The sequence below is a fragment of the Phocaeicola sp. HCN-6420 genome (genome assembly GCF_037890145.1).
Lineage (GTDB): Bacteria > Bacteroidota > Bacteroidia > Bacteroidales > Bacteroidaceae > Phocaeicola.
The window spans coordinates 36,938-51,816 of the sequence record NZ_JBBKBJ010000025.1 but is presented as its reverse complement, the minus strand read 5'-3'; the positions used below and the strand labels follow the sequence as shown (position 1 = coordinate 51,816).

The window sequence follows — 14,879 nt, the reverse complement described above, 5'->3', positions numbered from 1 at the left end:
TTTATAAACATGGGCTTGAAACACCATCCGTCCTCCACCCCACGAGTATTGGAAATCGGTTTTGGAACAGGCTTGAATGCCTTTTTATCCCTTCTGGAAGCTGATTCGAGCCAACGAAATATACATTATACCACAATCGAACGTTATCCAGTATCTGACGACATTATTCATCATTTGAAATATCCAGAACTGATTTGTCCTGAACGCAGTAACGATTTTTATGCATTACATTCTGCCGAATGGAATACTGATGTAATGATTACTCCACACTTTACATTACATAAAATAATGGATGACTTCACAAAGTATGATTTTCAAGGGGAATACGACGTTATTTACTTCGATGCATTTGCTCCAGAAAAACAGCCGGAAATGTGGAGTCAAGAACTTTTTAATACACTATACAGCCGACTTTCTTCTAATGGAATTCTCACAACATACTGTGCTAAAGGTGTAATACGCCGTATGCTGCAAACAGCAGGTTTTACAGTAGAACGTCTTCCTGGCCCTCCGGGCGGTAAGCGTGAAATTTTAAGAGCTTCAAAATAAATAAAAATCCCTTTATGTTCATTACCATCTGAACCGGTTAATACCATAAAGGGATTTTATTATATATCTATAGAAGATAATTTATCACTTCACAATATCCTTCAATTTTACACATTGGAAAGTCATATGTGCCGCACTACTTTCATAAAGAATACCTATTGTTTCCTTATCAATCATTGTAAGGCACGAATATCCCCAATTCTCTCCTTCATCCAAAAGTAGCTGATACTCCGGACTCCAACTATTTCCTCCATCAAGACTTATTTTGATTGTAATATCCTTACGAGCGCTGGTCGTATTAGGATTAGAGAAAACCAAGATATCCTTACCCAAAACATTATCAGCAGCTTTCACACTGATAAGACTTGCCATACAAACAGGTTCCGGCAGTGCCGTACGCGATGATTCGTGTTCTTTCCATGTCATACCCAAATCAGAAGTTGTATACACGGCACGACTTCCACCACGATTATCTCTCATATTCAGCATCAGCGTTCCAGGACTCACTTCCACTACTTGTGCTTCGGTAGTATTAGTACGAGCATGATTGTGAATTGTCCATGTTTTTCCACCATCTTTGCTATACATGATTCCAGCATTAGGAATACGGTCCTTACCTATATATTGAATAGGAAAGACCAAGGTACCATCACTCATTGTTATTCCTCTACCCGGTCCTTGAAGCAAGAAGTACCATTCCGGGCGCTTCACCTGTTCAGTAATATTAATCGGTTCCGACCAAGTCTTACCATCATCTGTACTCTTTACAAGAACTAACTGAGCCGTATGATTTAAATCCATACCCTGCTGCGAGCTCCACCATGCCCGCTGATTACCCATACCATGTGTCCATGCAGCAACAATCCAAACTGTATTTGTTTTAGTATCAACTAAAATAGAAGGATCTCCCACACCGTTTTGAGCAGACGGAAGACCACCATATTCACCGAAAGCTAAAGGCAAACGCATTTTTTCCCAAGTCTTTCCACCATCAGTACTTCGACTTAGTCCCACATCCACATGCTCCTGCAAGTCAACACTGTTATTATAGCGAACATCATATACCCCCAACAGAGTCCCTTTATTTGTTGTTACTAATCCAGGTATTCGAAAAGCTGCTGCCCCATCATCTCCTGCATGACGTACTCCTACTCCCATTCGACGTACAACATCCGGTGCAGATACACATTTAACAGGTAACGACTTACCCTCAGCTTCTACGCGAGTAATCTGAGCCGTTACCTTTGTCAGTAATGAAGCATCCTGTTTCATTTCGATACTAACCCAGAAAAAATTAGTACCTGGAAATAAATTCTGATTGCCTGTCAACAACACGGTATTTCCCTCTGGGGCAGCTTCAGACTTTTTAATAGCATACGAAGGATTAGCTGACAATGTTTTACCCGGAGTATGACTGGAAATATAATCAACAGGAGCAAAACGTTTTTTTCCTCTGTCCTGAAAAGCCTCTGTTCCTCCATAATATAACTTGACAGATTTAATCTGTGATAAAGGTACATTTTTTCCAAAGGTTACTGATACATTATCTAACACTTTACTTTCTCGTGCGTCAAGACGCATGTAGAACAAAACATTATCATGCCGTTCTATCAAGACCGGCACCTGAGGTGCTTTTATATAAACAGTATCTGTAGCCTTTAATCCAGCGACAGACATAAATCCAACTAAAAGAACAAATAATTTTCTCATAGCAAATAAAAATTTATGAAACTATCCTGCAATAGTTTCTGTTAATACCAAGGTTTCAAACAATAAAAGTCAGGAGTCGAAACAGATAAAAGGATTATTATTTTAGCACTCTCCTAAAATCTGTTTTGACTCCTGGCTGAAATGCTCTTATTTATTCAGAGAACAAGCAGAAAAGCGCAGTTTATACTTAGTGTCCTGCTGTGGAACACGATAAATAGGCAATGTATCTACATCTTGCCCACAGCTGGCATTACCTACTCCCCGATGGACAGCATCCAAATGAAGCACAATATACGGACGTTTAGTCAACTCCCATGCATGTTGTCCGTCCATCAAATCTTTATCTGTATACCAAAGAGCAGAAAACGAAACATTTCCTTCGGTCTGAATATTCACACCTTTACCATCAGTATCACGTAAAGTCAACTCACGTAAGCTTTCACGATTACCCATAGACTGAGGTTTCATATAAGGAACTTCCATACCATCTACTGTTGTGGTATATCGTCCTACCATGCAACCATCTTTACGGTCACTATAATTCTCCCACGGACCATATGCATAATAATCGATATTACTTAATGTAGAATCAATATTTGCAACCAATCCGCAACGTCTCAAATCAGCAGTATGTGGACGGAAAAGGACCTCCATATCCATCACACCAGCTTGTGTAAAAGTATAAGTAATATCAGTGCTGCACAAATTCCCTTCACGAGTTGTTGTAACAATTACGTTACCCTTATCTTCAGTTACCGTACAAGTACCTTTATCCTGCAACCCATTACCAGTTTCTGTGAATCTGTCATTCTCTATCCAACGATGATTATCGTATACAAATCCTCCACCCTGACTGATAACTTGTTTCCCATTCATAATCAATGAAACCAACTGTCCATTTGTCTTATTGAACGCAGCTTCTATATTTTTATTCTTCACTGTCAGCAAATTCTCACTATCCGAAACATCCAATTTCAGTTTTTTACTATTCTGCTTTTTCAGTTCAGGCAATCCACAACGAGATAACAATTCATATTGCTGTTTTGCAACTTCATGCCCAGCACCAGCCCAACTTTCAGTATCCGTACAACATACGTATAAATCAAGCATAACTTCTTCACCTTCTTTAGCTGCCTTTTTTAAATCAATATCTTTCAACTTTAAAGTAACCAACAATGAATCATCAGGCATCACAACAGGAAGCTTCATGCTATCCGGCGTAAGACAAACACCATCCTTCACAACCTGCCAACGCAAATAGAATTTATCAAGCGAAAGAAAATCATATGTATTTTTCAACAAAACCTTTGCTTCATTCTGTTTTAAATCAACTCCTTTATCAGCAAAATGCACATATTGATATACAGCCTTTACCTCCTTCAACTTAGGAGATTCCTCACGAGTAGCAGGAATAATTCCATTCGAACAGAAATTACCTTGATGAGGACCTGGGAAATCATAGCCTGTATGTAAACGATAAATACCATTTTTTATCTCATGAGGTTCATAAATAGCCTGATCTACCCAGTCCCAAATAGCTCCACCAATAGTAGCTGAACTACTTTCAATACTTTCCCAATATTCCTTCAGATTACCGATGGCATTTCCCATGGCATGAGCATACTCACAAATAAACATCGGTTTATCCAGTGAACTTACGTAAGTATTCATCCATTTCATACCAGGATACATCTTCGAATACAAGTCACTGAAGCGATTGCCGCCATAATCTTTTCCATCACGTGTACCTTCATAGTGTATGGGGCGGTTGTCTAATTGTCTTGCAGCATCGTAACAAGCCTGGAAATTATTTCCTCCTCCAGCTTCATTTCCCAAACTCCAGAAAATAACACTTGGATGATTGCGATCTCGGAGGATCATACGGTCAATACGATCGACAAAAGCAGGAATCCAAGAAGGCATATCACTAATAGACTGATTGGCATGATCTTCCAAATCCGCCTCATCCATTGTATAAAGTCCAAAATAATCGAACATAGCATACATCTTCGCATCATTTGGATAATGAGAAGTACGAATGGTATTAATATTATTCTGCTTCATCAATGTTACATCACGCAACATTGATTCAACTGTTACAGCTCGTCCATAAACAGGATGTGTATCATGACGATTAGTTCCTTTAAAGAATACCCGTTGTCCATTAATATAGACCAATGTACCTTTTAATGCAATGTCACGGAATCCATACTTGGTAGAAAATGCCATTTCATCTTTATCCCCGTTTCGCTGAATCACATGCACAGTATATAAGTTAGGAGTTTCTGCAGTCCAAGGAAGAAGATTTTTCAGTTTAAAGGCTACCTTTGTCTGAATAACTTCTTTATTTTCCGAATAGTTCACCTGCTGCTCTGTCTCAGCAACTAATTTTCCTGCCGGGTCGAATAACTTTACAATCAAATTCTTTGCACCTTTCATCCGGTCACGGTTATCGAGTGTCAAATCAACACGCATTTCACCGTTAGTATATCCTGAAGCAGCATCCAGCTTAGAAGTTATATAATGATCACGCACACTTACTAAAGGAACATTATACAAATAAACATCACGGAAGATACCACTCATACGGAACATATCCTGACATTCCAGATAAGAACCGTCACTCCAGCGAAAGACCTGAACAGCCAAGCGATTCTTACCTGTACGCAAATATTTCGTCAAGTCAAATTCAGCAACATTGTTCGATCCTTGCGTATATCCTACATATTCTCCATTCAAATAAACAAATGCAGCACTATATATTCCACTAAAATGAATAAATGTACGTTGTTTTTCCCATCCGGCAGGTAAATCGAAGAAACGTACATACGAACCGACTGGATTGATACCATAATTGGCACCACCATCATTGAACCCTTTTCGAGCATCAATATAAGGAGGTGTGTTAGAGTGAGGATATTCTACATTCGCATAAATAGGACGGTCGTATCCTTGCATTTCCCAATTAGAAGGAACCGGTATAGTCTCCCAATTAGAAACATCATAGTCCTCTTTATAGAAAGATACCGGACGCTGAGAAGGTTCAGAAACAAAATGGAAGAGCCAATCTCCATTCAATAACTGAAAAGCAGAACTTTTACTATATAGCCAGGGAGTACGATAAAAATCTTTATCCGACAACATTTCTTTTTCCGTCATATAAGGAATATAAGTTGCACAACCTGGCTCTTTATGTTCTGCAAACATTGTTTCATCTTCCCAATGAACTTTAGGACGAACAGAAATATCTGAAGTCCCCTCTGCTGGCATCACAGCTTTACTGACATTTATATAAAAATATGTTTCTGGACTATTAGAATACTTTGCTTTATCAGCCAATGTAAACTGCCCGTTTGTACGACAAAACAAAATCAATTCTGGACTATTGGAAGGAAATATCTGCAAATATTTGCCATTCTTCTTTATAATCCATAACTGAGATTCATCAGAACCATTATTTTCAGTTATTCCCAATGTTTTATCGCTTTTCGCATGAACAGCCTTATTCTCAAAAGGATTTATAAAACGAAAACTACCGGACAAATTAGTAATGCTCCATTGTTGCAGTTTATCAGTTTCACTACTATTACTTAATAACACACGCTGACTACCAGCATCATATCCCAACACTTTTCCCGGATGATTAACTGGTACAATATTGTACAATTTATTCCGAGCAAACCCAACCTGTGCATACACTGTACCAATAGCACAAATCCATACACACACTAAACAAACGAATATATTTCTCATAAAATAAAAATTTCATTAATAATATCTTACTTTTGGAGCTTTATCTCGATTGTAATTATCGTTAACATAAACACGTACCCAATCAATATACATGGAAGGAGGATTTTGCTTACTCCATTTTTGTGAATCAACGGCTCCCGGCCATGCCTCCGGATCAACAGATAATCCCGTACTAAATATCAGATAAAATCCGGCAAGATCACTCCACGGCCAATCAATGTTGCCATTCGCCCCTTTTTTATGTTCAAAATAAGCTTTACCATTCACTCCTCCCACAATCCTGTCCGGATACCATTCCAACCAATAAATATTCCATTGACTCATATCCCCTAGGTTAATGCTAGAGGTAACACTTCCTTTACCTCCTACCACACCAGCATAATGGTGTTCTGAATGAAGAGTAAAATGAGCACGCTGATTTATTTGCTTTTTGGGATTTTCCAATAAATCAATTTCTCCATTCTTTGGCCATGGTCCTTTGTTTCCCATAAACCACAGAGCTTCATTAAACCCTTCTGCAGCTGTACGTTTAAAACGGATTTCTATTCGCATATTCTCTGTAAACTTACACCAAGTCTGTTTTCCGGAAGTTACCGAACGATAAGCCGCATGTGAAAATTTTACGTTTTTTCCGAAACCGTTATCTATTGAATCCGTTTCTTCCACTGGCCACATATGTAATACACCATTTTCCACCTTAGAGCACCTTGCATTATTCACACAAGCCGCCTTACTCATCGTTTTAGTCTTATGCTCTTGAAAACCTAAAGGAAGTCCCTTCTTTGTATACTTATCCAAAAACTCATGGGCGGTATAAAAATACCATCCTTTCTGGGTAGGATGAGCATCACCCAGTTTAAGCTTCAATGTTTCATCCGGATGAGGGTATACTTTCGTTTCATCATCTTTATCATCAACCACAGTTACTCCCAACTCCTCCATCTCAATGACAGCAGCCGAATCATCCGAAGTTGTTGCTTCCAGCTTTACATAACGGGCTGTTGGTACCGACGGAAGACTTACAGTCTGGGGCAACGGATTATGCATGATGTTACTGAACTCACCATCCGATACCAATACCTTCCACTCCTTTCCGTCCTCACTGACAGAGAACTGGTAATGATAAGCCATCGTTGGTTTAGCTTCTCCGTTCAAAGGAGCGTAGGTGAAAGCCTTCAGACGGACCGGCTTGCCCAAGTCTACCACCAAAGGAGAAAATGACAACCGGTTCCACGTATTGCGCGGAAGCATGTTCCAGTCAGCAACTGCCGCCTGATTTGCAAGAGCTGGAGCATAATAAGCAGATACATTCGATATATTCGCACAAAGACGACACGAATCAATGCGGACACGGATGGAATCAGCCGTCAGCTCCGGAAAGCGAAGCATGCGCTTATAGCCGATGGTCGTACCTTCACCCAATGACTGCCAGACACCGTTACGGTAAGCCTCAACCGTAAACTTCTCCACACGCTGACCCTTCGAGATATCTTCCTGAACCTGAACCACGTTCAGCCGACTCGCTGGACGAATGACGTACGAACGGGATTCACCTGCACATGCAGTCCATGAAACATTACCGTTCTGAACCTTATCATCCGAAAAGACCCGGCGGCGGTAAACTGCAAACTCCTTCAAACGGGATACATCGGCTTCGTTCAGCAAACCCCGGCGGTCGGGAGGTATATTCAGCAAAAGAACCGAATTATAGCCTACAGACTGAAAATAAATATCTGACAATTCTTGCAGACTTTTCACCTTTGCATTTTCTTCCTCATGCCAGAACCACCCCGGACGAATCGATACATCCACTTCCGAAGGATACCAGAAAAGTTCCGTTGCATCCTGCAACATCTTACGACTACCCAAATCTTTTGCTTTACCGTAAACCCCTAAACGTTTATTATTTTCCGCAGAACGTGCATAAATTCCCGGAGTAAGTACCGTTGTGCTCCATTCCGTTTCACGACCGATACCTTTCTCATTGCCAACCCAACGTACATCATCACCCATTATCGCCATTACAGCTTTGGGCTGCAAATGCTGGATTGTCTTATAAAAGGCGTCCCAGTCGTACACCTGCTTCTTTCCGTTAGGACCTTCACCGTTTGCACCGTCGAACCATACCTCATTCACCTCACCGTAATTTGTCAATAATTCCGTGAGCTGTTCGATAAAGAATTTATTGTATTCAGGAGAATTACCGTAGCAGGAAGCATTACGGTCCCAAGGAGACAGGTATACACCGAATTTCATGCCATACTTGGTACATGCATCACGAAGTTCACGCACCACGTCACCCTTGCCGCCCTTCCACGGAGAAGAAGCCACCGAATGAGATGTCGTCTTTGTCGGCCACAGACAGAAACCGTCATGGTGCTTGGCTGTAAGCAGTACCATCCTAAAGCCACACTCTTTCAAGGTGTGTACCCACTGCTCAGCATCCAGTTCCGTCGGATTAAACAAAGAAGGATCTTCCGTACCATCCCCCCATTCACGACCGGTAAATGTATTAATTCCAAAATGCAAAAAAGCCGTCAGTTCCATCTGCTGCCAGGCTAACTGCTGCGGAGAGGGAACTAAACGGGCCGCCATTGAAGCTTTCTGCTCCAAGCTTTCATTTCCAGAAAACTGCAAATGCTTTACAAAATAAGAGGTATCCTGCTGAGCTTGCCCCCCAATAGGGAGGACAAGCAATGAACACGCCATTAAAAACTGGTTTATTTTATTCATGCAGTTTATTTATATGTCAAATTATTACTCAATTATCACTTCATCAAGATAAACTTTAGACGCTTGTCCCGGGCGAACATGATTATCTGGACAATTTCCTGGAGTTTCCAGTGTAAATTTAATATAACGTCCGATAATATCAACATTTTCAATCGATAAATCTTCAATAAAATTACCTTCCTTAAAAATTTCATCATCCGTAAAGGTCAACTTTCCTATTTCTTTAAATGTCTTATTATCGTCCGAAACTTCTACTTTCATCATTCGAGGCTTATGTACAGCCATACCATAATTCGTAATGCAACCAACTGCAAAACATTTCATCTTTTCAGGCTTCAACAAATCTATAACAAAAGAAATAGGTTGTGATAGTCCTCCCGTATGCCATTCAAAATCAGTCTGCTTCAGACTTCCACGTAAGCCATTGACTAATATTCCCATTTCTTTCGGAGCACCCACTAACGGTTTAGCCGTAGCCTTGTTCCAATGAATAGGTAATATAAGCGTTTTTCCCATCTGTTTACCTTTAGTAAAAGTGGCGGCTTTTATTTCTACATCCTTATCAACGACAAAAGCAGAATCATATACAGCAGATGTTTCCATAGGTTCAGTACCATCCAACGTATAATGTATTTCCATATCAGGACGTTCGCATTCCAGTTCCACTTTTAATTTTCCAGATTCTTCCGGTGTAACCTTATGCTGAATATTATACATAGAACGTGCATAGATAATTCCCTTCTGCTCCAGATGTTTGTCGAAATTATCTAATCCTTTCAAAAATTCATTCCAGTTCTTTTTCCCTTTTGGAACCCATGCTATTTCTGCCAAAGCAGCCAATCTCGGGAAAGTCATATAAAACACATCTTCGGGTACATTACAAAATTCAGTCCACATGCAGGCTTGAACTCCCATCAACAAAGATTCGTATTCAGGCTTCCAGTCGCTCTGAACAGGCTCATACTCAAACAAATTCTTTAATGTATTATTACCAAAATAAGTAACAGGCTCAAACCATTGAGGTCCCTGATATCTGATTAAATAAGCAATACGGGCAGGTGCCATTATAAACCGATGTCCCTGTTCCGCTGCTTTCAGTGCAGCCTTTCCATATCCTTGCCAACCTAAAATAATAGCCTCTTCTGGCAATTTACTATTCGTCAGTTCATCCCAACCCATAACTTGCTTACCTTTACTACGGACATAATCTCCTATGCGTGACATAAAATATCCTTGTAAAGCTTCTTCATCAGCTAAATGTTCTTTACGAATACGTGCCTGACACAAAGGACATTTTTCCCAGTTGGTTTTAGTGGCTTCATCCCCTCCTAAATTGATATAGCGGGAAGGAAATAATGCAATCACTTCATCAAGAATATCCTGTAAGAAAGTAAAGGTTTTATCATTTCCCGCACAAAAGATTATTTCAGCGTTCTTTCCACCCAGACCAGGCAATACCCCGATAAAATCTTTTACAACCGGACACGCATATTCCGGATAGGAAGCCAAAGCAGCATTCGAATGAGCAGGAATATCTATTTCCGGAATAATTTCCACCTGACGTTCGGCTGCATAACGGATAATCTCCTTCATATCTTCTTGAGTATAAAATCCACCTACAGTGGCAGGTTCTCCCTTTTTTGGATTCCTTCTATCAGGAAAAGGAAACTTCTGACGATCTACCCTCCACGCCCCTACTTCTGTCAGACGAGGATATTTCTTTATTTCCAGACGCCATCCATTATCATCTGTGAGATGCAAATGCAAACGATTAATTTTCAACATAGAAATACAATCAATCATTCGAATCACATCTTCCTTCGGTAAAAAATAGCGAGAAACATCCAACATAAAACCTCGATAATCAAAACGAGGCTTATCTTTAATAGTAATAGCAGGTACAGCCCATGTTTCCACAGTATGCTTCTGCCCTTCTATTGCAGGGGGAAGCATCAGACGAATATTTTGCAAGGCATAAAAGAAGCCTTTCACATCGGCTGCCTTTATCGTTATTTTATCAGAAGTTATCTGTAATTCATAGGCGTCTGTTTTCATCGACTGATCAATAGAAAAAACGATATTGCCATCTTTTGCCTTTTCAACCTTAGGAGTGAAACCCGCCGATTTAGTAAATAGCGAAGCAAAGTTTTCGGCCACGATACGTTGTTCATCATCAGCTACAGCAATAACAGTCTTTCCACTAAAAGAGAAAGAACCGCTTCCCTTTTCAACAGACAACGGCTGAGGAACAATAACCACATCCTCAAGTTGTTTTGGAGAATGACATCCAGCCATACCCAGTGCCAAAGCAGCAATACAAGCCATTATCCATTTCCTCGACTGAAAATATATCTTAACCATATCTCTCTATTTTTATTCTTTATCACGATCTGGAGAAAAACGTACAGGATCATTATATTTTTCCTGCAGTTCCAATAATTGTTTCTTTAAGTCAGTGACAATCGAATCATAGTCACTCTGACCATACAAATTATGTAGCTCATTAGGGTCCTTTTGTAAATCATAAAGTTCCCATTCATCAATATCATTATAGAAATGAATCAGTTTATAACGGTTAGTACGGATTCCATAATGACGCTTTACCATGTGCTCTGCAGGATATTCATAAAAATGATAATACAAAGCTTTACGCCAGTTGGCTGGATGTTCTCCTTTCAGCAATGGCAACAAAGAAACTCCATGCATATCCTCCGATACCTTTGCTCCGGCAAGTTCCAAAAACGTTGGAGCATAATCAATGTTCTGTACCAGTTCGGTAATATCTCCTCTCCGATTGAATCCTTTAGGTAAACGCATAATCAAAGGAGTATGCATCGATTCTTCATACATAAAGCGTTTATCAAACCATCCATGCTCTCCCATATAGAAACCTTGATCGGAAGTATAAACCACCAACGTATTGTCCAACAAACCTTTTTCTTTTAAATAATCCAATACACGTCCTACATTATCATCCAACGATTTCACCGTCTTCATGTAATCACGCATGTAACGCTGAAACTTCCAGTCAGCCAAGTCTTTACCCTGAGGATTTTTCTTATAGAAATCTTCAATAATCGGGCCGTAAAATTTATCCCAAACAGCTCTCTGCTCTTTATCCATACGTCCTAGGAATGATTCATATAATGTTTTCAAACGTGAATTTTTGTCTGGACGCAGCATCTTCAGATCGTAAATCATATCCATATCTTTTACGATACTCATTTCTTGTGCGGCAGCAGCCGGACGACCTTCATAATCATCGAAGAATGTTTCTGGAAGCGGGAAAGTCTTATCTTCATACAATGCCAAATTACACGTATCAGCCATCCAGTTACGATGAATTGCCTTGTGGTGGATCATCAGGCAGAAAGGTTTATCCTTATCTCGTTTATTTTCCATCCAGTCTATCGCATCATCTGTTATCAGGTTAGTTATATAACCATGTTTTTGGATAGTATCATTATTCTGAGTAATAAAGTCCGGATTATAATAATCCCCCTGTCCCGGCAATATTTCCCAATAATCAAATCCGGTAGGCAAACTCTCCAAATGCCACTTACCTATCAGAGCTGTCTGGTATCCCGCTTTCTGAAGCAATTTAGGAAAAGTCTGTTGGGCACTGTCGAACACACAGGTCGTATTATCATAAAATTTATTTCCACACGAATGTTTGCCAGTAATCATACAAGCACGACTCGGACCACTCAACGAGTTAGCCACAAAACTATTCGTAAAACGTACCCCATCGGCAGCAATACGGTCCAGATTAGGTGTTTCCATATACCGCGTATCATAGCAACTCATCATCTGAGCCGTATGATCATCGGTCATGATATAAACAATATTATAAGTTTTTTTTGCTTCCGACTTATTCTGCTGGCAAGAAGACGCTGTTGCAGTCAAAGCACTCAATCCGGCCATAGAATAAAATAAATTCAGGTTTTTCATATTTATATATTAATTATTCGGAGTAAAATCATTACAAACATTGAGTCTGTAGTACTAATAAAGATTACGTAAAAATATGAGGCAGAAAATACTTCACCATCATTCAACTAATACAGAAGGGAATCAAAAATTTATTAAATAAGCCCGCACAATTACAATAAGCTTTATAATAAAAGAATGTAATTATGCGAGCTTTCAAGAGTCTGTTTTCAATTTTACCCTTTTCTTCAGGAAACCCTTAAAAGAAACTTTAACCAACAATCAGGCTATTTTTCAACAGACTCCAATTATATAGCTTTTCAATAACCAAAGTTATTATCCGTGATACCCGGATTTGCATCTCTTTCCGTATCAGGAATCGGTAATAACAAGTTCTTCTTCAGAAAGTCTTCTGTCAGATTACCCTCATTATAAAGACGGTCGGTCCATTTCTGAGCAGCAGTCTTATAGTACGCATCCGAAGCCTTTGTAAACTCATGATTATTATGATATTGTAAAGCTTTCTTCAAGTACTCAGTACCTTTGATACGAAGTAGTTCATACATTGACGGTTCACCATCCAGTTCGAACAAGAACTCGAAATAAATCTTTTCACTGACTTGATCCTTGGTTAATTGTTTAGACCATGCCTTCGGTTCAACACCGTTACCACCAGCTGATTCACGTGCACGTTTCAACACCTCTTCTACCAGTTCGATAGCCTTTTGAGTATCTCCCAGTTCATTATAAACATCAGCCATCAGCAACAACATTTCAGCATAACGATATACCATCAGATTCTTATGAGAAGAAGTTCCCTGCTGGTTAGGATCATACAACTTCATATGAGCAGGCCATGCCATCTGATTACCACTCTCCGCATATTTCTTCTGTATACCCTTCAAAGCTTTAATATATGCTTTTTCTTGCGGAGTCTTACCATCTGCTTCATTCAGATTATTCAGATAATTTAAATCCGGATTAGTCGGATCTTTAAATTTCTCATAAGGCAATCTACCTACATATTGTTTAGCAGCAACAGCCTTTCCATTTTTATAGATAGAATCGTATACAGCAACATCCTTACCATTTACCTTCTTTGTATCCAACTGAACGGTATAGGTGAAATAAGGATAATAATATACAGAATCGTTTGCCGACGGTTTATCACCTACCTGAGCTTTAGGTTCCGGTTTATTATTTCCTCCACGGTCTCTATGTGCAGTCAAAAATGTAGCAGCTATACGAGGATCACCTGGATAAGTACCTTGATGCATATCATAAGCAGCTTTTGTCGCACGATACGTACTCCAGCATACACCCGGTGTCGAACCTGTCGGTGAGAAACGGTTGCTGGCACGGTTAAAACAAGAAGGAGAATTCAAAGCAAAGTTCAACTGGAAAATAGCTTCTTTCGAGGTAGTCACCCAGTCACCAAACAAATCTGCAAAATTCTTTTCCAGTTCATATACATGCTTGTTATAAACTTCATCGAACATCTCCTTTGCATTTTTCAGATTATTGTTAGTATCAATACCAAGCTTTGCCATCCGATAGTACACTTTTCCCAAGAATGCCTTTACTGCCCACGAATTAACACGTCCAACCTCAGAAGTTTCACTGATGCTCATAGCTTCTTTCAAGTCTGTCACAACCTGATTCAATACTTGCTCTTTCGGAGTACGAGGCATTGAGATACCCTCTGAAGTAGAAGCTACAGTTTTCAAAGGCACATCTCCCCAAAGAGATACCAGATTATAATAAGCCATGGCACGGAGGAATTTCGCTTCACCACCATACTGGTTCTTAATATCATCGCTCAATCCACTAGATGACAGATTCTCCAAAAAGGCATTGGTTTCAGAAATCACTTTATACATACCATTCCAGGTAGTAGAAATCAATCCGTCACTTGAAAGTGCCTGTAACGAAACAATACCATCACTACCACTACGTTGTGACCATGCAAATCCGGCACCGCTAATAGGAATTTCCTGATAATGCTGACCATAAGCCGATGTAGAAGTCATATACGCATAGCATCCCAGCAAAGCCAACTGAGCACTCGATTCAGACGAGAAAACGACTGTATTATTCTGTGAATATAACGGATCCTCATCCAAGCAAGACGAAAAACTGGAAGCCGCTACTATAGATAATATCAAATATTTATATAGTTTCATAATCTAATCTTTATTTAAATC

General features: G+C 39.7%; 7 protein-coding genes. 1 reads left to right on the top strand and 6 read right to left on the bottom strand.

Annotated features, from left to right (window positions below):
* The coding region (mnmD, locus tag WKT12_RS12910; protein ID WP_340319938.1) for a tRNA (5-methylaminomethyl-2-thiouridine)(34)-methyltransferase MnmD at nucleotides 1-549 on the top strand (549 nt) is incomplete at its 5' end.
* A gap of 84 nt (nucleotides 550-633) precedes the next feature.
* On the opposite strand, the gene WKT12_RS12905 is transcribed toward mnmD, so the two are convergent.
* The 6 genes from WKT12_RS12905 to WKT12_RS12880 form a co-directional block, all read right to left on the bottom strand.
* Entirely contained in the window at nucleotides 634-2,259 is a 1,626-nt protein-coding gene (locus tag WKT12_RS12905; protein ID WP_340319937.1) for a sialidase family protein, read from the bottom strand.
* Between the two features lie 147 nt (nucleotides 2,260-2,406).
* On the bottom strand, nucleotides 2,407-6,012 hold the full coding sequence (locus WKT12_RS12900; RefSeq protein WP_340319936.1) for a glycoside hydrolase family 2 TIM barrel-domain containing protein: 3,606 nt from the start codon (nucleotides 6,010-6,012) through the stop codon (nucleotides 2,407-2,409).
* Between the two features lie 15 nt (nucleotides 6,013-6,027).
* Nucleotides 6,028-8,745: an alpha-L-fucosidase gene (locus tag WKT12_RS12895; RefSeq protein WP_340319935.1), complete on the bottom strand. Its 2,718-nt coding sequence runs from the start codon at nucleotides 8,743-8,745 to the stop codon at nucleotides 6,028-6,030.
* Nucleotides 8,746-8,769: 24 nt separating this feature from the next.
* A complete protein-coding gene (locus WKT12_RS12890) occupies nucleotides 8,770-11,040 on the bottom strand; it encodes a glycoside hydrolase family 20 protein (RefSeq protein ID WP_340319940.1) in 2,271 nt (756 codons plus the stop codon).
* 78 nt (nucleotides 11,041-11,118) lie between these two features.
* On the bottom strand, nucleotides 11,119-12,696 hold the full coding sequence (locus tag WKT12_RS12885) for a sulfatase family protein (RefSeq protein WP_340319934.1): 1,578 nt from the start codon (nucleotides 12,694-12,696) through the stop codon (nucleotides 11,119-11,121).
* A 299-nt stretch (nucleotides 12,697-12,995) separates the two neighbouring features.
* On the bottom strand, nucleotides 12,996-14,858 hold the full coding sequence (locus WKT12_RS12880) for a RagB/SusD family nutrient uptake outer membrane protein (RefSeq protein WP_294594336.1): 1,863 nt from the start codon (nucleotides 14,856-14,858) through the stop codon (nucleotides 12,996-12,998).
* Nucleotides 14,859-14,879: the final 21 nt, after the last annotated feature.